The organism is Candidatus Palauibacter sp. (assembly GCF_965261555.1).
GTDB lineage: Bacteria > Gemmatimonadota > Gemmatimonadetes > Palauibacterales > Palauibacteraceae > Palauibacter.
The window spans coordinates 1,080,849-1,098,546 of the sequence record NZ_OZ253465.1; the positions used below are offsets into that span (position 1 = coordinate 1,080,849).

The following is a 17,698-nucleotide window of genomic DNA, read 5'->3' on the forward strand; positions in this document are numbered from 1 at the left end:
CTGCGGCACCGCCCCGCCGGCGTCAGCGCGTCCCGGGCACCGCGGGCATCGGGTACTTCTCGAGCCAGGCGAAACCGAATTCGTCGTTCCGGACCAGGTAGGCGCTTTCCGCTCCGAAGGTGACGAGCCGTCGATCCTCGGGCAGTCCCACCTGGGCGACTCGCTGCCCGCCCGCGTCGAACACATCGTACAGGTGCGCTTCCCCCGCCGGCACGTGGCGCCGTACCCACGCCCGACCTTCCGCATCGACCGCGACCGCGCCGGCGGGAATGACCGGCTTCTCGTCGGGCCACTCGAAGTCGGAGGGATCCGCGTTGCTCGAGCCTGAAGGCGCGCGGCTCATGGACATCCGCATCCCGCTTCCATCGTCCGTGGCCTCGACACGCAGCCCGCCCCCGAGCTGGTCGAGCCACTCGTCCTGGTCCGCCCGCCGCACCCGCACCGGTTCGTACGGGATCCCGGGTCCCCGCGTGACCCCGCCCGCACGATCCAGCCACTCCAGTCGGTAGCCGTCCGCGCGCGCGACCGCCACCCGGCCGTCCCAGGCCACGTTCCACGCGTCCTGGTTGGAGAACGGCACAGGCCGGATGTTCACGCTGCGGTTATTGGCGTCCCCCGACTCCACGCGCGTCTGTTCCGCAAGCCGGACCCGTCCGACCTCGGAGGTCTCGCCCGTCGCCGGATCGAAGCGCGCCACGGCCGCGGAGTCAGATATGCCCGCCATCCCGTCGAGTCGCTGCTGGAAGTAGATCCCGCCTTCGCGGTCGGTCCCCACCGGAATCATCATCGTCATCCCGGCATTCGGGCCTCCACGGGCGATGGGCCACGTCTCGCCGAAGCCGAGGTCCGCTTCGATGCGGGTGAGCCTGGCGTTGCCGAGATCGACGAGGAGCGTCGCGCCGTCGGGAAGGGGGAAGAGACCGTCCGGCGTCCGATACTCCTCCGGCCCCTGGCCCGTGTTCGTCAGCGTGTCCGCGCCGCCTCCGGGCATCCACGCGATGACCGCCGCGCCGAAACCGTCCGCTATGAGTACGCGGCCGTCCTCGAGTTCGCGCACGCCACGCATGGAACCCAGGCCGTCCTCGAAGGCCGCAGTCGCCATCCCGAACGAAACCCGCGGCGCCTCCTGCGCCTCCGCCCTGAGAAAGGCCGTTGGCGACAGCGTCATCGCGGCCACCAGCCCGACGCGGATCGCCCCGGAGTTCCGTGCCGTGTTCATCATCGAATTCCCGCCACTCCTCTCACCGGTTACCAGTTCTCTTCGGGCTCATCCCACGTCTGGGCCCAGAATTCGTCCTCCTCGGCCCTCGCCAGCTCGAGATCCACCGGTTCGACATCCTCCGCGTCCACGCGGCCCACCGTCTCGATGCGCTGCACGATCTCGTCCGTCACGCCGGGGCGGGTCTGGCGACGCAACCGGCTCCGGCGTCTCCAGCCGGCCACCGCCACCAGCACCGCAAGCGCCACGAAAATGTAACCGGTCACCGCTTCCCACTGTTCTCGACGGCCGGCGGACCGTGGCGGGGGCCGCGTTGCCCCCGCCACCGGCTGTGTACGAGCTACAGCCCCAGCCAGTGCTCGAACTTGACGAGGAAGATATTGGTGGACGGAATCCGCGCGAGGTCCGTCAGATCGTCACCGAGGCGGAACGCCCCGTCGTTGCGGAAGGACTGCTGGTCGCGGCTCCAGACGAGGAACACGGTCGATCCGGGCCGATACTGCCAGCGCAGGACCAGGTTGGAGCGGAACGACTTCACGTTGAAGTCGGGATCCGCGAAGCCGAAGTCCGCGCTCCCGTCGCGATCGGCGTCGACCTGGTAGAGTCCGAAGCCGTTCGCCTCCAGCCGCCGGATCTCGTTCTCCCCGTACGTCCGGAAGCGGTCGGAGAAATCGGAAGCCCGCGGATCATCGACCTCCATGAAACGGTCGTATCTCCCCGCGCTCACGAAGGGCTGGGCGTACAACTGAAGGGAAAGATCCGGGCTGAACGTGTAGTTCAGGCGCGTCGTGATCGAGACCGTCTGCTGGCTCAGACGCGCGAACACGTAGTGCGTCCCGTCGGGGGCGTCGGGCCGCGAGACGAACTGCCACGCACGATCGTTCCACTGCACGCTCGGGCCGAAGTTGAGCTGGAGACGGCTCGACGGCTGGAGCATCACGTTCGGCGACAGGCCCAGGCGGCGGGTCGCGGTGCGGTACTCTCCTCCGGCGTTGAAGACGGCTCCGAACCGCACGGGCTTCCGGGAGTCCGTGAACACGCCGCCCCAACTGCTCCACTGGCTCGGCTGGTGGAGCGTAGGCCCGCCGCGCAGCGCCGTGGTGGCGAGTCCCGCCCACTCCTGATTGAACCCGGCGAAGCCGCGCCAGAAGTTCTTGAGCTGGAAGTTCCCGTTCACGTTGCCGCCCGTGAACTGCCGTTCCCCGTTGAACGTCCAGCCGGACCACGTCGCCGCGTTCACGCCCCAGTTCCGAAACGGCCCCTGCGGCCGGAACTGCTCGTAGTTCACCCAGACCGCCCCGACCCGGTAATCCGCGTTCTGCTGGAATCCCAGGTCATTCGATTCGAAGCCGGGCGAGCGGTTCTCGCCGAACAGTCCGTAGCGCCAGTTCCCGCCTCCCACCTTCGAGAAGCTGATCGTCGACGTGGTGCCCGAGAGACGCGTGCGGGTGGGGTCCAGTCCGTGCCGGGAGTCCGGGCTCTGGAAGTAGTGGACGGAGGAACGCTGGATGCGCGCGATCGCCTCCGGACTGCCGCTCACCGTGCTCCCGATCACATGACCGTCGATCTGATAGTTCCCGTTCCCGAACCGGTGCCGAAAGTCGATCCCTCCGGTGTACGCCTCGTCCGCCAGGAAGGCGAGCGTCCCTCCGGCGCCCAGGCGCCGGTTGGTGGCGGTGGCGATGACGCCGACGGCGCTCTCGCCGTCGCGGAAGTCCTTGATGACCCGCGCCACCGCGTAGTTGGTCATCGGCTCCACGAGTTGCGCGCCGGATGTGCCCCCCGGCAAGATGAAGCGCGCGTTCTCGTTCGAGGTGAGGGCATCGAGGAACCCGATCGACCAGCCGTCCGCCGTCTTCCCGGACAGCTTCGCCGCTCCGAGAATGCTCGTCGCCTCCGGCACGTCGCGGTATTCCGCCGGGCCGGTCACGGACCCCTGGGGCGTCCGCCCGATCCTGCGGCTGTAGAAGAGCGACTCGTTGTTGTCATCGCCCCCACCGAAGGAAAACCCGAAGATGTCCGATCCCTCCTGGAAGAACGGCCGCTTCTCGGGAAAGAACGTCTCGAACGCCGTGAGGTTCACGACGGACGGATCCGCTTCGACCTGCCCGAAGTCGGGGTTCACGGTGACGTCGAGCGTGAGGTTCTCCGTGATCCCGTACTTCAGGTCGCCCCCCACCGTCTGGCGCAGGTCCGTGGCCGCGTAGAACGGATTGTCGGCGGTGCCCGGCGCCCGCGTCGCCGACGAGAGGACGTAGGGCCGTACCTCCAGATTGCGGCGCGGCCGGAGGCCCTGGAGGTCGCGCAGCGTGCCGAAGGCGGACACGACGCGCGAGCGGTCCTCCGGGAGGGGCGACCACACGCTCGACTCCTCGAGGCGGGCGATCTCGCGCACGAAGTTGATGCCCCACGTGCTTCCGGAACCGTCGTCCGATGAGCCGGCGAACCGGAGTTGCGAGAGGGGGATCCGCAGTTCGGCCGTCCAGCCCGTTTCGTCGGAGCGCGTCGCGCTCTCCCACACCGCGTCCCAATCGCCGTCCTCCTGCGTGTCGGAGAACATCAGCGCGTCGCTCTGGACGCCCGCCACGCTGACGGAGAAGCGGAACGCCGTGCGGTGATCGAAATAGCTGTCGAACGCCACGGAAAAGGCGTCCGTCGTCACCTCCTCATCGCGGCGCGCGAGCCGGCGGATGATCCCGTCGGGATCGCGGTCGTACATCCGCGCGCCGATGTAGACGGCGTCGTCCGTATAGAGGACCCGGACCTCGGTGCGCTCGCTCGCCGGCTCGCCCGGGTCGGGCTGAAACTGAACGAAGTCGGTGGCAACCGGCGCGCCGTTCCACGCAGCTTCGACCAGCCGTCCGTCGATCTGCGGCGTTTCCGTCGCGCGGACGGCCCGAAGCGCCGGGGCCGCGGCGGCCCGCGCGTTTGTCTCGCCGCCGATCGCGGAATCCTGAGCCGCCAGCGGCGCGGCCAGGCCCATCAGCAGCCCGAACGCCGCCCACCGACGCAACGGGGCGGCGGAATCTATCAAGAACGAGGAAAACCCCAAGGTAACCTTCCTTAAGCAGCCCGAACTTCAAACCTTGCGAAGTAGGACGCGTCGAGCCGTCGAAAGGTTGCGGTCCGTACCTGGCCTGCACCGTTGGCCGCCGGCGTCCTTTTGGGGGGGACGAGGCCGGCGGGGAAAAAGTTGCGGCGGGTCAGCCGCCCGGGTCAGCCGTCCAGGTCAGCCGTCCGCGTCGGCCTCCAGGCGGGCGATCTCCGCCTCGGACGCGATGTAGCCGAACCCCGCCCAGCCGGAACCCTCGAGAATGCGGCGGTACATCTCCGCGGCCTGCGCCTCGCGGCCGTTGTAGAGGTGCCAGGTCGCGACCCCGTAGGCCACTGCCACGCCCGCCGGGTCGCCGCTGTCGGGATCCCACAGGGCGTCCGCGTCGAGTTCCCCCTTGTACATGAGCAGCAGCCGGTGGTAGCTGGTGTTCTCGATGACATCGAGGCCCGCCGTCACGGGTTCGAGGACGGCCGCCGCCTCGGCGTCGCGGCCCAGGCGGCGGAGCGCCATGTACCGCCAGTGCGAGATGGCCACGAGCTGGTCGGGATTCGTCGTCACCGAGAGGTAATCCTCGTACGACGGCAGCGCTCCCTCGAAATCCCCCTTCAGGTAGCGGGCCAGCGCCAGGTGGTAGTGGATGTTCGACTGCAGCGTGCTCGTCGGAATGCCGCGCGCGTTCGGCTGGCCGTCCGGTTCGACCTCGTCCTCGTCGCCCCGCACCAGCTCCGCGGCGTGAGACAGGTCCTCGATGGCCCGGTCGAACTCCCGCACGCTGATCCAGCGATGTCCGCGATGCCGGTACATCCTCGCGTCGTTCGGGTGCTTCTCGATCCCCTCCGAGAAGATCTCGATCGCCTCGCGAAACGCCCCCGTGTACCCGACGCGCCGGCCGAGCCAGATGATCGCGTCCGCGTCATCCGGATCGGCGTCGTAGTCCGCTCGCGCGACTTCGATGTCGCGCTGCTGCTCCGCCGAACCGGGGGATGGATGGAGCGGTTCGCCCAGCAGGGAGATCGCCTCCGCCCCCGCCGGGAGTCCGTCCCCGCCGGAGGCTCCGGCCTCGTCCGCCGGCTCGTCGCAGGCGGCAAGGCCGAGCGCGAGCGCGAGCGCGCGGAGTTCCGTTCGATAGCGTTTCATCGTTATTCCTCGGGCGAGAGGTTTCTCCGGCTCGCAAAACCCGACCCGGATGACGAGCGTACGGCGGACTGCCAGGATTCAACATCAAGCCGGAATCGCGGGCGCGCCGCAAGGGAGGTGGACATGACCGAGGAACACAGGGTGCCGGGTGAGAACCTCGTCCGGAAGATCAAGGAGATCATCCGCGAGGGGAACGTCCGCCGCATCACGATCCGGAACGAGGACGGGAAGGAGTTGATCGAGGTTCCGCTCTCCATCGGCGTCGTGGGGACGCTGATGCTGCCCGCCTGGGCCGCGATCGGCGCCATCGCCGCGCTCGTCACGAACTGCTCGATCGTCGTGGAACGCGAAGAACCCGAGGAAGAAACGGACCGATACCCGGTATCCACCGACAGCGAGGACGGCGGGTAGCGGCCTGCCAGGGCGGGGCCTCGGTCTCGGCAACGCCGAACCGGACGACTATCTTGAAAGGAGCGGCGTCCTCGTAAAGACGCCTGATCCGAAACTGACGGAGGTTTCATGAAGAAGCGTTTGCAAACGTTGTGCGTGCCGCTGGTCGTCGCGGCCCTTGTCGCAGGCTGCGGCGGCGACACCATGGACCCGGAGCCGCCCCCCGCCGCCGGGCCCCCGGACCTCTCCGGCACGTATAGCCTCGTATCCCTGAACCAGGGTGGGCTTACGGCCGGTCCGCCGCTCGCCACGGGAACCTTCACGCTCTCGCAAACCTCGTCCTCCGGCGACAGTGCATCGGGTACGATGACCTATGAAGTCGCGGTGCCCAGCGCGGGGATCATGCTTCAGGACCAGGGCACGTTCACCATCCGTACGGACGGCACCTGGCAGCAGAGTGGTACCGAAGTGCAAGCTCTGGGTACTTACACGTTGGCGGGCAACGTCCTCACCGTCGTAGTAACGGAGCCGCTCGCAGCCGCCTCGACTACGGTTTGGCAGCGGCAGTAGCGGTCGGTACCCGACGACGTCTCACGGCAAGCGCCGCGCTCGCCGTCTTCTACATGCGCGCGGTGCTCGCCTCCTTCTACGCGCGGGCTGCGTTCGCCTCCTTCTACGCGAGTGCCCCGCTCGCCGCCCAGGCCCAGGACGCCATCGTCCGGGGCCGCGTGCTGGATGCGGAGACGGGTGCGCCGGTCGCGGGGGCCGCCGTCTTCATCCGAAGCACCACCTTGACGGCGACGACGAGGGCCGACGGGGGCTTCGGGATTGCCTCGCCCACCGATGGGACCTTTACCCTCGTCGTCGTCGCGGACGGCTTTCGCGCCGCTGAACGCGAACTTCAGGCCGGTCAGTCGGGCGAACTTCGCATCGTTCTCGAACGCCGGCTGTTCGACGTTCCCGAGCTGACCGTGACGGCGAGCCGCTCCGCCGCCCGTCCCGGCGAAGCTCCGGTGAGCGTCGCCGTGATGAGCGCCGACGAACTCGGCAACCGCGACGCCGTGACCCTCGACGAAGCGCTCCCCTTCGCTCAGGGCGTGATCTTCAACTCCGGCCAGATGGACATTCGCGGCGCCACCGGCATCGCGCGCGGCGTCGGAAGCCGGGTCCTCATGCTCCTCGACGGCCACCGCGTGCTCTCCGGCGTGGGCGCGTCGATCGATTTCAGCGGCCTCCCCGTGCTGGACGTCGACCAGATCGAGATCGTGAAGGGTCCACATTCCACGCTCTGGGGGACGAACGCGCTGGGCGGCGTCGTGAACGTGATCACGAAGCGGCCGTCCGCGGAGCCCGAGACCATCGTCCGCGGCTACGTGGGCCTCTTCGACACTCCGGCCCGACACTCGTTCACGGACGAGAGCCTGAGCAGGGAAGGGATCGCGCTCCAGCATTCCCGCCGCCTCGGCGATGTCGGCACCACCCTGTACCTCGCGCGCGAGGAATCGGACGGGTTCCGGCAGAACGGGGCGCTGGAACGCTGGCGGGTGCGGCTCAAGACCGTCTTCCCCGCGGAGTCCTCCAATCCCTGGGAGATCTTTGTCAACTGGACGCGGAGGGACGAGGAGGAGTTCTTCACCTGGCTGTCGGCGGATCGTCCGCTGGAGGTCGATCCGGCCGAACTCGGCGACTGGATCCGGGCGGACGACGTCGTATTCGGGGTTACGGCCACACCGTATGTGACCCCGAAGCAGCGCCTGCAGCTGCGCCCGCACATCTACCACGCGCGGAACCAGAACCATTTCCACGACAATCAGGACTTCCACCGCTCGACACGGATCGGCACCGACGTCCAATGGTCCCTCTTCCCGAACGCCTCGCATGCGCTGACGATCGGCGGGGAAGGCGCGTGGACGGGCGTAAGCTCCAACTTCCTCGATCCGACGCCCGAGGTGACGGACCTCGCGGTGTTCGCGCAGGACGAAATCACCTTCTCGGACCGGGTTCGCGGCTCCGTGGGGCTGAGGCTCGACTACCACGAGGCGTCGGCGGCGATGAAGGATGTCGTGCTCAACCCGAAGCTCGGAGTTGTCTTCGAGGCGAGCGAGCGGCTGAGCCTGCGCGGATCCCTGAGCCGGGGATACCGTGCGCCGAGCGTATCCGAACAGTTCACGTCTACAACCCAGTTCGGGTTCCGCGTCGTCCCCAACCTGGAGATGCGAGGAGAGTCCGCGTGGGCTCGCGAGGTCGGAGCGACGGTGTCCCTCAGCGATCGCGTCTGGGTCGATGCCGGGTTGTTCTGGAGCGACTACACCGACCTCATCGAACCCACGCCGGCGCCGGACCAGTTCTTCACCTTCCAGTTCCGCAACGTCGCCGAAGCCATGGTGCGGGGAGTCGACGCGGGCCTGCGGGTCGGCGTGATCCCGAATCGCCTGGACCTCAACACGAACTACACCTTCCTCGACACGCGGGACGACCGGACCGGACGGGCGCTCCCCTATCGTTCGCGACACAACTTCACGGCGACCGCCTCCGGCTGGAGGGGCATGGTCGCCATCGACTTCCGACACCGGAGCCGCGTGGAGCAGGTGCTCGCCTTCCCGCTCGACGAGCGCAACGCGATCACCCTCGTCGACCTTCGCGCGCGCACCGAGATTCTGGGGACCCGGGTGCAGGCGAAGATCGAAAACCTGTTCCAGACGACCTACGTGGATGTGCAGGAACGGAGTCCCGGACCCAGCCGAAGCTTCCGCCTCACCGTCACCCCCCGTTTCTAGCCCGCCGGTGGCCCGCGGCAACCGGGGCGCCCGCCCGCTCGCCGGCGCGCTTCTCGTCTCCTGCGCGCTGGCAGCCTGCGAACCGTCACCGCCCGGCGATGCGGCCGGCGCCGTCACCCGGGACCGCCTGCTGGCGACCGACACGGTCCCCGCGGAATGGCTGACCTCCGGCCGGGACGTCGGGGAAACCCGGTACTCCCCGCTCGGGCGCATTCACGTCATGAACGCGGTCGCCGTGGGTCTCGCCTGGGAGTACGAGTGGCGGTCCCACGTCGGCTCCGTGCACTGGGGGCTCGAGGCCACGCCCGTCGTCGTCGACGGTGTAATGTATTCGCCGGGCCCCTGGGGAAGCGTCGCGGCGCTCGACGCGGCGACGGGAGAACCCGTCTGGCGCTACGACCCGCAGGTCGACCCGAGCACCACGCGCAAGGGCTGCTGCGGTCCCGTCAACCGCGGACTGGAGGTGTGGGAGGGCCGCGTCTACATCGGCACCTTCGACGGCTGGCTGGTGGCGCTCGACGCCGCGACGGGCGAGGAGATCTGGCGCGTCGACACCTTCATCGACCGGTCCCTCTCGTACACGAGCACGGGCTCGCCGCAGATTGCCGGCGACGTCGTCGTCCTCGGCAACGCGGGCGGCGACTTCGGCGTGCGCGGGTACATCACGGCGTACGACGTCGAGACCGGCGAGAAGGCGTGGCGCTTCTTCACGGTTCCGGGCGATCCGGCCCGTGGCTTCGAGCACCCGGAGATGGAGGCGGCCGCGGCCACGTGGGACCCGGACTCGGCCTGGGAGGGAGGACTCGGGGGCACCGTCTGGGGCGAGATGGCCTACGACCCCGTGCTCGACCTTCTCTACGTGGGGACGGGGAACTCCTACCCCTACCCGATCTGGCACCGAAGCCCGTCGGGGGGGCGACAACCTCTACCTCGTCTCCATCCTCGCGATCGACCCGAAGACGGGCCGCCTCGCCTGGCACTACCAGACGGTGCCGGGCGAGATCTGGGACTACACCGCGACGCAGAACCTCATCCTGAGTACCGTCACGATCGACGGCCGGCCGCGCGATGTCCTGCTCCAGGCCCCCAAGAACGGCTTCTTCTACGTACTCGACCGCGCCACGGGCGAACTGCTGCAGGCGGAGAACTTCGTGACCGTCACCTGGGCGCACGGGATCGATCTCGAGACCGGTCGGCCGATCCCGAACCCCGCCGCGGATTATCGCGACGAACCGCGCGTCGTCTTCCCCTCCTCCGCGGGCGGACACAACTGGCAGCCGATGTCCTTCAATCCCGAGACGGGCATCGCCTACATCCCCGCCCGCGAACAGGCCATGCTGTGGCGTTCGCTGGATGAATTCGACCATCGCCCCGAGGTCGCGTACGAAGGCTTCACGGCCTCCTGGCCTCCGTTCCCGGAAGAGTTCGCGCACCTCACCGAAGGTCTCCCCGATATCGGCCCCAACGAGTTTCTCCTCGCGTGGGACCCCGTCGCGGGGCGCGAGCTGTGGCGGGTGCCGCGCGGCAGCATGTGGAACGGGGGCACCCTCGTGACGGGCGGAAACCTCGTCATCCAGGGGACGGCGGCGGGCACGCTCGACTTCCACCAGGCCGACACCGGCGAACGCATCCACAGCATCCATCTCGGCACCGGCGTCATGGCGGGGCCCATGACGTACGAGGTCGACGGCGTGCAGTACATCGCGGTCATGGCGGGCTACGGCGGGCCGAGGGGCTCCGCCTATCCGCTCGGCTCGGCGGCGTACGACTACGACAGCGCGGGACGGCTGCTCGTCTTCCGTCTCGATGGCGGCGACGTGCCGCTACCCCCGGCGCAGGTCGTGCCGACGACGCCGGAACCGCCGGATCTCGCGCTTGACGCGGCCCGGGTCCGGCGCGGGGCGGAACTCTTCGGCGTCCACTGCCGCATCTGTCACCGGGCCTCGGACGAACACCTCTCCGCCTATCCGGACCTGCGCCGCATGGATGGCGGCGCGTGGGAGAGTTTCGACGCCGTGGTGCTCGGCGGCGCGCTCGCCGTGAACGGCATGGCCGCCTTCGGCGACCTTCTCTCGATGGAGGATGTCACCGCGATTCGGCACTACCTCACGAGCGAGCAGCGACGCCTGTGGGAGGCGGAATCGGCCGCCGATCCCGTCCAGGACGGCCGCTGACCCTCCCTCTTCAATCCCGGGGCGGCTCGGCGGGTCCCTCGGCCATCGCCACGTCGAGTTCGACCGTCCGCTTCAGGTCCCGGTTGATGAAGATCGGAAACGTGTACCCGCCGAACTTCTGAAACGTCAGGTTGTTGATGCCCACGACGTGATTGAAGGTGGCCGCCTTCCCCGGCGGGCCCTGGACGGAGAACCCGCCCGTCACCTTGAACAGTTCCTCTCCATCCTCGGCCATGCACCGGATTTCGAGTTCGTGCTGCCGATCGGTTTCGGACGGTTCGGCCCGGATCCTGAGGACGAGTTGCATGGAGGGGTGGGTCACCGGCATGGCCCCGGCGTAGAGCGTGTCGAAGAGGCCCATGAGATTGAGCTTGCCGTCGCTCGATGTATTGGCGGCGTCGGCCAGTGTGGCCAGCACGATTTCCATTCGTCGGTTCTCCAGTAGGGAAGAAACAGCCTCGGGTCGGACCTGGAGTGTAGCGAGTCGAGCGCCGCGGCGAATCCGCGCGGGTGTCAGCCGAAGATGCCGCCCACGATCTCGAGGATTGCCTCGAACACGCTTGCGGCCGCGTCGCCCACGGCGTCGAGCGCGGCCGGCGCCGCCTCCGCCGCGGTCGCCACGGCGTGACCGGCGACGTGCGCTCCCACGAAGACGAGGTCCGGCGCCCAGAAGAGCGTCTCGAACAGGACATCGGCGCCAGCCTCCGCCGTGCGCCCGACCGCGCCGTCGCCTCCCCGCCGCGCGACGAGCCGGTCCCTCTCCATCTCCCAGATCGCCTCGAGTTCGTGGTGGTCGAACCACACGCCCTTGCACCGCTTGCACACATCGAGCGTGAGGGAGGACTGGCTCACCTGCAGCATCCGCGTGTCGCAGACGGGGCAGTTCAGGCGGATCTTCGCCCCGCACGCCGCGCATGCCGGCGCGTCACGGTCCACGAATGCGCGACAGGCATGGCACTGAGCCCGGTGTCGCTCCTCGCGCGCCGGGATCTGCGCCCACAGCGACTCGGGCCGCTCGGAACGGAGGCGCTGCACCTCCCCCAACTCGAACCACATGCCGCCGCAACGGGCGCAATGGTCGAGCGTCAGCGGCCCCGAAGCGTCCCCCGTCGCGGTCCCCAGCGACGTCTTCTCCATCTTGGTGCCGAGACATACGGGGCACGGCCAGCGGGTCTCGCTCACGGCAACGGCGCTCCCCTCACGGCTCGAGGAGCCCGCGCGCGGTTTCCTTCTCCGACAGGTGCCGCACGTCGTGGAAGGCGTACACGAGCAGGCCCGAGTCCGTGATCTCGATCTCGGCCATTTCCCGCGCCATCAGTTCGTTCAGGAGTTCCTCGGCCGTCGTCGTCGGCACCGCCAGTTCCCCCGCGACCTCGACCGCCGTCAGCCGCCCGCCGTGGCGCCCCGCCATCTTCAGGATCTCGGCCTCGAGCGTGTCGCGGCGGAGTTCCTCCCGCCGGTGTTCGATGCGGCGCCCGACCCCGAAGTGGCCCGCAAGGAGCAGGCCGCCGCCCGCGGCGGGAAGTCCGGCCGCGATGAAGAGCGCGAAGAGCGTTCTCAGGGCGAACGGATCGGCGCCCGAGAGAAGGAACCCCACAAACACGAAGAGTGCGAGCGCCAGGAGGGCGACGCCTCCGACGAGCCTGCCCACGGCCGTCAGCCCCCGGCCGCGCTCACGCGGGGTCGCCCTCGTAAACGAAGCGTTCGACGGCGCCGTGGATTCGCGACACGGTCACGTCGCTCGGCGGAAGCGTGAACCGGCTCACCACCCAGGTCACGATGAAGTTCACCAGTAGTCCCCACACCCCGCCGTGCATGCCGAGCGGATGCGGTGCGGTCGCGAAGGTGCCGAAGGGCGTGGAGATACTCACGTCGATGAGCGTGAAGCAGAGCGTCGCGAGACCCGCTCCGATGCCCGCGATCACCCCCGCCTTCGTCGTCAGGCGCCGGCCTGGGAAGCAGACCCCGAGGACCGCCGGCATCAGCTGCAGCGCCCCGGAACCCGACAGGGCCACGAGCTGGACGAGGAAATCGAACGTGCTCACGGAGAGGAAGTACCCGACGGCGAGGAGGGCCACGACGATCAGCCGGCCGATGAGGATGTAGTGGTTCTGGCTCGCGCCGGTGCGGATGTAGCGCTGGTACACATCGCGCGTCAGCACCGTCATGTTCGCGTGCAGCATCGAGTCGAGCGTGGACATCGCCGCCGCCGTCGCGCCGGCCAGGATCGCGCCCGTGAGCCAGGCCGGGGCGTACGCGAAGAGCATCTCCGGGAAGATCCGGTCCGGGATCGCGATGTCGGGCATCACGAGCGCGCCCCCCAGGCCCACGAGCGCCGCCGGGATATAGAGCGTCATGAGGTAGATCGGCGTCGTCGCGCCCAGCAGCTTGATCGTCCGGCCCGAGACCGCCGTGTAGTACCGGATGAGGAGGTGCGGCTGGAAGATGATGCCGAAGGAGAGCACGACGATCATCCCGAACCACATCCCCGGCGTGAAGAAGCCCTCCGGCCCCGGGAGCGTCAGCAGATCGGGCCGCTGCGCCGCGACCTGCCGCCACAGCTCGAACGGCCCGCCGAACAGCTCGAAGGCGAGCACGAGGGCGCCGGCCCACACGGCGACGTACATCCACACGCCCTGGATCACGTCCGTCCAGTAGACGGCGCGCAGACCTCCCGCGATGAGATAGCCCGCGGCAACCACGAGCAGGATCAGCGTCCCCAGTTCGAACGAGATCCGGTCGCCGGACGCGACGGAGAGGATGTAGCCCAGCCCCACCGCCTGGACCTGGATGTAGAGGATCGTGAACAGGACGGACACGAGGGCGGTCACGATCCGCACCGCATCCGACTCGTAGAAGTCCGCCAGCAGATCCGCCGGCGTGATGTAGCCGAACGTCTTTCCCAGCGCCCAGATCCGGCTCCCGAGCACGTAGGTGATCCCCCCGACGAGCACGGTCCACGCGCCCGCCGCCCAGAACCCGATCCCGTGCGTATAGAAGAAGCCGCCCGAACCGAGGAAGGCGAACGCCGAATGGTAGGTGGCGACGACGGTGAGATAGAGGACGATGAACCCGGCCTTGCGTCCGTAGAGGAGGAAGTCCTCCAGGTCCACCGACATGCGCCGGTTCGCGACCGCCCCCAGCACGATGGTGGCGACGAGATAGACGAAGATGAGGCCGGTCGCGACGACCCAGGCCTCCATCAGAGCCCCCGCCTCTGCACCCGGATCAGGACCCCGATGAGGAGGCAGTAGAGGACGAGCAGGTACACGTAGAGGAAGGGCATGCCGCCGATCCACGGCTCCACGCGGTTGCCGATGACATACACGAACGGCCACTGCGTGAACGCGAACAGCACCAGGAAGAGGACGGTGAGCCGGCGGCCCGTCGGCGTTCGTGGCAGGAAGTGCGACCGGAAGCGTGTCATGGTCGCCAAACTATTGACTGGCCGGCACCAGCGGCCAGCCGTGGCAGCCCGTGGCAAAACCCCGCGTCAGCGGTCGGCGTCCTCGCCCACGATCGTCACGTCGAAGCGGTCGAGCACGAGATCGATCGGGTTCGCGATCGTGAGCCGGCCGTCGCCGGCGAAGAGCAGCGCGACCGGCTTGCGGTCGTCCGGGCCCGCGTTCCCGTCGCGGTCCAGATCGCGCGCCACGATCAGGGAACCGGAATCGCCGCCCTTGCTGAAGTTGCAGCACACCATGACCTGACCGACAAAGCGGCCGACCTGCGATCCGGCCGACCCGTAGGTCACGTTGATCGACGCGTTGACCGCCTCCACCTCCCCGACCGTGAGGCGCGTCGTCCGCCCGTACTTCTGGACCTGCAGCCCCGGCTTCGCCGCCATCGTCGTGCTGCGCGGCGACCCATAGCCCCCCACCGGCGTCTCCGGCAGCACCTCGTCCGTGCGCGCGATCGCCGCATCGATCCGGTTCGACGCGAACGGCGACAGGACCACGGGCTCGAACGCCGCGAGCGTGGCGATCGCGTCCCCCGGGTCCGAGCCGCCATCGACGGGTCCCGGCTGCAGGAGAACGTCGCCCGGCTGTCCCTCGCCGCCCGGCACGAACACATGCCAGTTGCTGAGTGCGTACCGGCGCTCGCCATCGGTCACGACGGCGCCGATCGTGCCCGCCGTGGAGCGGGTGTGGCCCGTGGACACGCCCATGGGCACCGGCCGTTCGAAGCGGCCCGTGGGTACCGGCCCTTCGTCCGCCGAAACCGGGGCGACGGGTTCCGGCGGCAGGACGCGGAACGGGCCCGCCGGCTCGACGGTGACGGGGAAGAGACCGAGCGTCTCCGGGATGCCCTGGAGACCACGGGATACGGGAGACGCGGAAGGATCGACGAAGACCTTGATCGTCGGCGCTCCGGCGTCCGTGAACCCGATCCCCACGCCGACCACGCCCGGAACGGCGAAGAGCGTCGATTCATTGTCGCTCTGAACCTGCATGGCGGCGGCGAGCAACTCCTGGGCGGAGGGGCCGGGGGGACGCAGCGGCGGACGCGTGGGAAGCCGCGGCGGAGGCAGCGTCGGGGGCCGCGTCGGCCAGGATGTCAGCGTCCAGTGGATGCCGACCCCGACGCATGTGGCGACCGCGATCGTGATCGCAAGGACGAGGTTCCGGCGCGGCGTCATCGCCTGTCCCCTCCGCCCGTCACGCGCTGCCGGCCGGCGAGTCCGCCGGGCCGTTCCCCTGCGCCCGGAACGGGCCCCCGCCGACCACCCGCACCGGGTGTCCGTCGTAGCGGTCGGGGATCGATTTCCGGGAAGAGGAGCCGGAGAGGTAGACCTTCAGGCACGGGGCCCCGTTGTCGGCTCCGATGCCGACGGCGGACACGTCCCTGCGCGAAAGCAGCTTCTCGGCGAGTCGCTGCTGCGCGTCTTCGATCGAGCGTTTCATGCGCCTCCTTACGAGAGTCCCGCTCTCCAGGTGTCGGTGTGGCGGCGGACCGTCGAGCTGCCGGCGAAGCGTCGCCGCTTCACGGAGTCTTCGCGAGCGGCCGATGTCGGTAGACCACTCCGCGCCGCATCACGAGGACGACATGCTCGAGGGCGCCGATATCGGCTGTCGGGTCGCCCGCTACCGCGATCACATCGGCCTCGAGTCCCGGCGCGAGCGTGCCCACCGTCTGCTCGAGTTCGAGCGAAGCCGCCGCCAGGCTCGTGGCCGAGACGATGGCCTCCATCGGGTCCTGTCCGCCTTCACGCACCCTGTACACCAGTTCCGTCCAGTTGCGCCCGTGCGCGCCGGCTACGGCGTCGGTCCCGAACACGATGTCGAGCCCCTCGACGTCGAGCGCCTCGCGGAAGGCGCCGAGCGCGACCGGCACGGCCTCGCGCATCTGGCGGAACCCCTCTTCCGTGTAGTTCCCGATGCCGAGGTAGCGGTCCTGGTTCACGAAGTAGTTCTCGAAGATCAGGTGCGTGTGCGGATCGTAGTAGAGTCCACGTTCGGCCAGGAGTTCGAGCGTCTCGCGGTCGAGGAGGGCACCGTGCTCGATCTGCCGGCAGCCAGCGAGGGCCGAGCGCCTCGCGCTCTCGGGACCGTGGGCGTGGACCACGGCGCGCAGGCCGTGCTCGCGCGCCTGACCACAGGCGGCGTCGAGTTGTTCCTGGCTCAGCGTGGGCGCGCCGCCGACCCTGATGCTGGCGGAGGCGAAGATCTTGATCACGTCCGCGCCCGCCTCGGCCAGCGTGTCCACGCGCGCCCGGATCTCCTCCGGTCCGCCGCTCCCGGCCGTGATGGGCTCGATCGACGTCAAAATCCGTGGCCCCGGGAGCGATCCGCGCGCAATCGCGTCCCGGACCGGCACATCCTCCGGTCCGCCGAGGCTCTGCACCGTCGTGACGCCGCTCGCGAGCATGTTCCACGCGTTCTCGGCCGCATATAGCACCCGGTCCTCTGCCGTGTTCGTCGGTCCCGCACTGCCCAGTCGGCCCGTCGCCGCGTCGAAGTGCCAGCCGAGATGAACGTGCGTGTCGATGAGTCCCGGAAGCGCGGTCGCTCCCGGAAGTTCGTATACCACGGCGCCCTCCGTGGTCCCCTCCGCGGCGATGGCTTCGATCCGGCCGTCGCGGACCACGAGTTCCCGGCCTGTGAGCACGGCGCCGCGCCCGTCGAGGATCCGGTCCGCCCGGATCACGACCGCGGCGCCCGGACCGGCGGCGTGCAGACCCGACGCGTCCCGTCCGGTGTCCGTCGCGCACCCGCTTACGATCGGGACCGTGAGGACGGAGGCGGCGGCCGCTCGGGCGATCAGAGCCCTGTGGCTTCGCGTCGAATCAGTGGCACGTGGCGGCATGACATCAAGACTAGTTGCTCGCGGGCGGCTCAGGTAGGATCACGCGACACCCGCGGCCCCGGCAGAGCTCTCGCTGCAGGGGCTGCCAGATCCCGAGGAGCTGTGATGAACGTGATGAACAACGCCGGCCGCCGGCCGCATCGCCCCCTGGCTCGCCTTGCCGTCCTCGCCTTCCTCATCGCGCCGGCGCTCCCGGCGGCGCCCCTCGCCGGGCAGGACGATGCCCGGGCCGACGTCTCCGCGACCCTCGACGCGCTCCACGAGGCGGCCTCGGAGGCCGACTTCGGCCGCTACTTCAGCCTCTACGCTGACGAGGCCGTCTTCCTCGGCACCGACGCGACCGAGCGCTGGACGCGCGAAGAGTTCATGGACTACACGAAGGCCCGCTTCGATACGGGCACGGGCTGGACCTACCACATGCTCGAGCGCCACATCGCCATCGCGCCCGGCGGGCGCACCGCCTGGTTCGACGAACGCCTCGAGAACGCCAACCTTGGCGAAACGCGCGGCAGCGGCGTGCTCGTGATGGAAGGCGGGGGTTGGAAGATCGCGCAGTACAACCTCACGATCCCGATTCCCAACGAGATGGCCCGCGAGGTCGCCGAGCGCATCCGCACTCTCAAGGGCGGCTGAACGCCCG

Annotated in this window: 17 protein-coding genes and 1 pseudogene; 6 read left to right on the plus strand and 12 right to left on the minus strand. The window is 69.1% G+C overall.

Annotated elements, in window-relative coordinates; translation table 11 throughout:
* Positions 1–22 precede the first annotated feature (22 nt).
* From ACQY5G_RS04605 to ACQY5G_RS04620, 4 genes are all read right to left on the minus strand, one after another.
* Positions 23–1,222 (minus strand): hypothetical protein, encoded by a 1,200-nt coding sequence (locus tag ACQY5G_RS04605; RefSeq protein WP_428277444.1) that lies wholly within the window; start codon positions 1,220–1,222, stop codon positions 23–25.
* Positions 1,223–1,248: 26 nt separating this feature from the next.
* Positions 1,249–1,485, minus strand: a complete 237-nt coding sequence (locus ACQY5G_RS04610; protein ID WP_428277446.1) for a hypothetical protein — start codon at positions 1,483–1,485, stop codon at positions 1,249–1,251.
* A 74-nt stretch (positions 1,486–1,559) separates the two neighbouring features.
* The gene (locus ACQY5G_RS04615; RefSeq protein WP_428277448.1) at positions 1,560–4,232 is read right to left on the minus strand and encodes a DUF5916 domain-containing protein; all 2,673 of its coding nucleotides are present in this window, start codon (positions 4,230–4,232) and stop codon (positions 1,560–1,562) included.
* A gap of 216 nt (positions 4,233–4,448) precedes the next feature.
* Positions 4,449–5,411, minus strand: coding sequence for a tetratricopeptide repeat protein (locus tag ACQY5G_RS04620; protein ID WP_428277450.1), 963 nt, complete (start codon positions 5,409–5,411; stop codon positions 4,449–4,451).
* 123 nt (positions 5,412–5,534) lie between these two features.
* Between ACQY5G_RS04620 and ACQY5G_RS04625 the strand changes: the two genes are divergently transcribed.
* From ACQY5G_RS04625 to ACQY5G_RS04645, 5 genes and pseudogenes are all read left to right on the plus strand, one after another.
* Positions 5,535–5,822 carry a DUF4342 domain-containing protein gene (locus ACQY5G_RS04625; RefSeq protein WP_428277452.1) on the plus strand — a complete coding sequence of 96 codons (288 nt, stop codon included), beginning with the start codon at positions 5,535–5,537 and terminating at the stop codon, positions 5,820–5,822.
* A 108-nt stretch (positions 5,823–5,930) separates the two neighbouring features.
* Positions 5,931–6,371 (plus strand): hypothetical protein, encoded by a 441-nt coding sequence (locus tag ACQY5G_RS04630; protein WP_428277454.1) that lies wholly within the window; start codon positions 5,931–5,933, stop codon positions 6,369–6,371.
* A complete protein-coding gene (locus ACQY5G_RS04635; RefSeq protein WP_428277456.1) occupies positions 6,356–8,578 on the plus strand; it encodes a TonB-dependent receptor in 2,223 nt (740 codons plus the stop codon). The genes ACQY5G_RS04630 and ACQY5G_RS04635 overlap by 16 nt, the downstream gene beginning before the upstream one ends.
* 220 nt (positions 8,579–8,798) lie before the next feature.
* A pseudogene (locus ACQY5G_RS04640) lies at positions 8,799–9,272 on the plus strand (PQQ-binding-like beta-propeller repeat protein); the annotation flags it as partial.
* Between the two features lie 295 nt (positions 9,273–9,567).
* Positions 9,568–10,752 carry a c-type cytochrome gene (locus ACQY5G_RS04645; protein WP_428277458.1) on the plus strand — a complete coding sequence of 395 codons (1,185 nt, stop codon included), beginning with the start codon at positions 9,568–9,570 and terminating at the stop codon, positions 10,750–10,752.
* Positions 10,753–10,762: 10 nt separating this feature from the next.
* Here the strand turns inward: ACQY5G_RS04645 and ACQY5G_RS04650 are convergent, their stop codons facing one another.
* The 8 genes from ACQY5G_RS04650 to ACQY5G_RS04685 form a co-directional block, all read right to left on the minus strand.
* Entirely contained in the window at positions 10,763–11,179 is a 417-nt protein-coding gene (locus ACQY5G_RS04650; protein WP_419861354.1) for a DUF6941 family protein, read from the minus strand.
* Positions 11,180–11,265: 86 nt separating this feature from the next.
* Complete coding sequence (locus tag ACQY5G_RS04655; protein ID WP_428277460.1) at positions 11,266–11,934, minus strand: zf-TFIIB domain-containing protein; 669 nt, start codon at positions 11,932–11,934, stop codon at positions 11,266–11,268.
* 16 nt (positions 11,935–11,950) lie between these two features.
* Positions 11,951–12,403, minus strand: coding sequence for a hypothetical protein (locus ACQY5G_RS04660; RefSeq protein WP_428277462.1), 453 nt, complete (start codon positions 12,401–12,403; stop codon positions 11,951–11,953).
* 22 nt (positions 12,404–12,425) lie between these two features.
* Positions 12,426–13,955: a sodium:solute symporter family protein gene (locus ACQY5G_RS04665; RefSeq protein WP_428277464.1), complete on the minus strand. Its 1,530-nt coding sequence runs from the start codon at positions 13,953–13,955 to the stop codon at positions 12,426–12,428.
* Complete coding sequence (locus ACQY5G_RS04670) at positions 13,955–14,179, minus strand: hypothetical protein (protein ID WP_428277466.1); 225 nt, start codon at positions 14,177–14,179, stop codon at positions 13,955–13,957. Before ACQY5G_RS04670 ends, ACQY5G_RS04665 begins: the two co-directional genes overlap by 1 nt.
* 66 nt (positions 14,180–14,245) lie before the next feature.
* Entirely contained in the window at positions 14,246–15,391 is a 1,146-nt protein-coding gene (locus ACQY5G_RS04675) for a hypothetical protein (RefSeq protein ID WP_428277468.1), read from the minus strand.
* Positions 15,392–15,410: 19 nt separating this feature from the next.
* Positions 15,411–15,656, minus strand: coding sequence for a hypothetical protein (locus tag ACQY5G_RS04680; RefSeq protein WP_428277470.1), 246 nt, complete (start codon positions 15,654–15,656; stop codon positions 15,411–15,413).
* Positions 15,657–15,735: 79 nt separating this feature from the next.
* Complete coding sequence (locus ACQY5G_RS04685; RefSeq protein WP_428277472.1) at positions 15,736–17,058, minus strand: amidohydrolase family protein; 1,323 nt, start codon at positions 17,056–17,058, stop codon at positions 15,736–15,738.
* A 105-nt stretch (positions 17,059–17,163) separates the two neighbouring features.
* Here ACQY5G_RS04685 and ACQY5G_RS04690 point away from each other — a divergent pair, with 105 nt between their 5' ends.
* Entirely contained in the window at positions 17,164–17,691 is a 528-nt protein-coding gene (locus ACQY5G_RS04690; protein WP_428277474.1) for a nuclear transport factor 2 family protein, read from the plus strand.
* Positions 17,692–17,698: the final 7 nt, after the last annotated feature.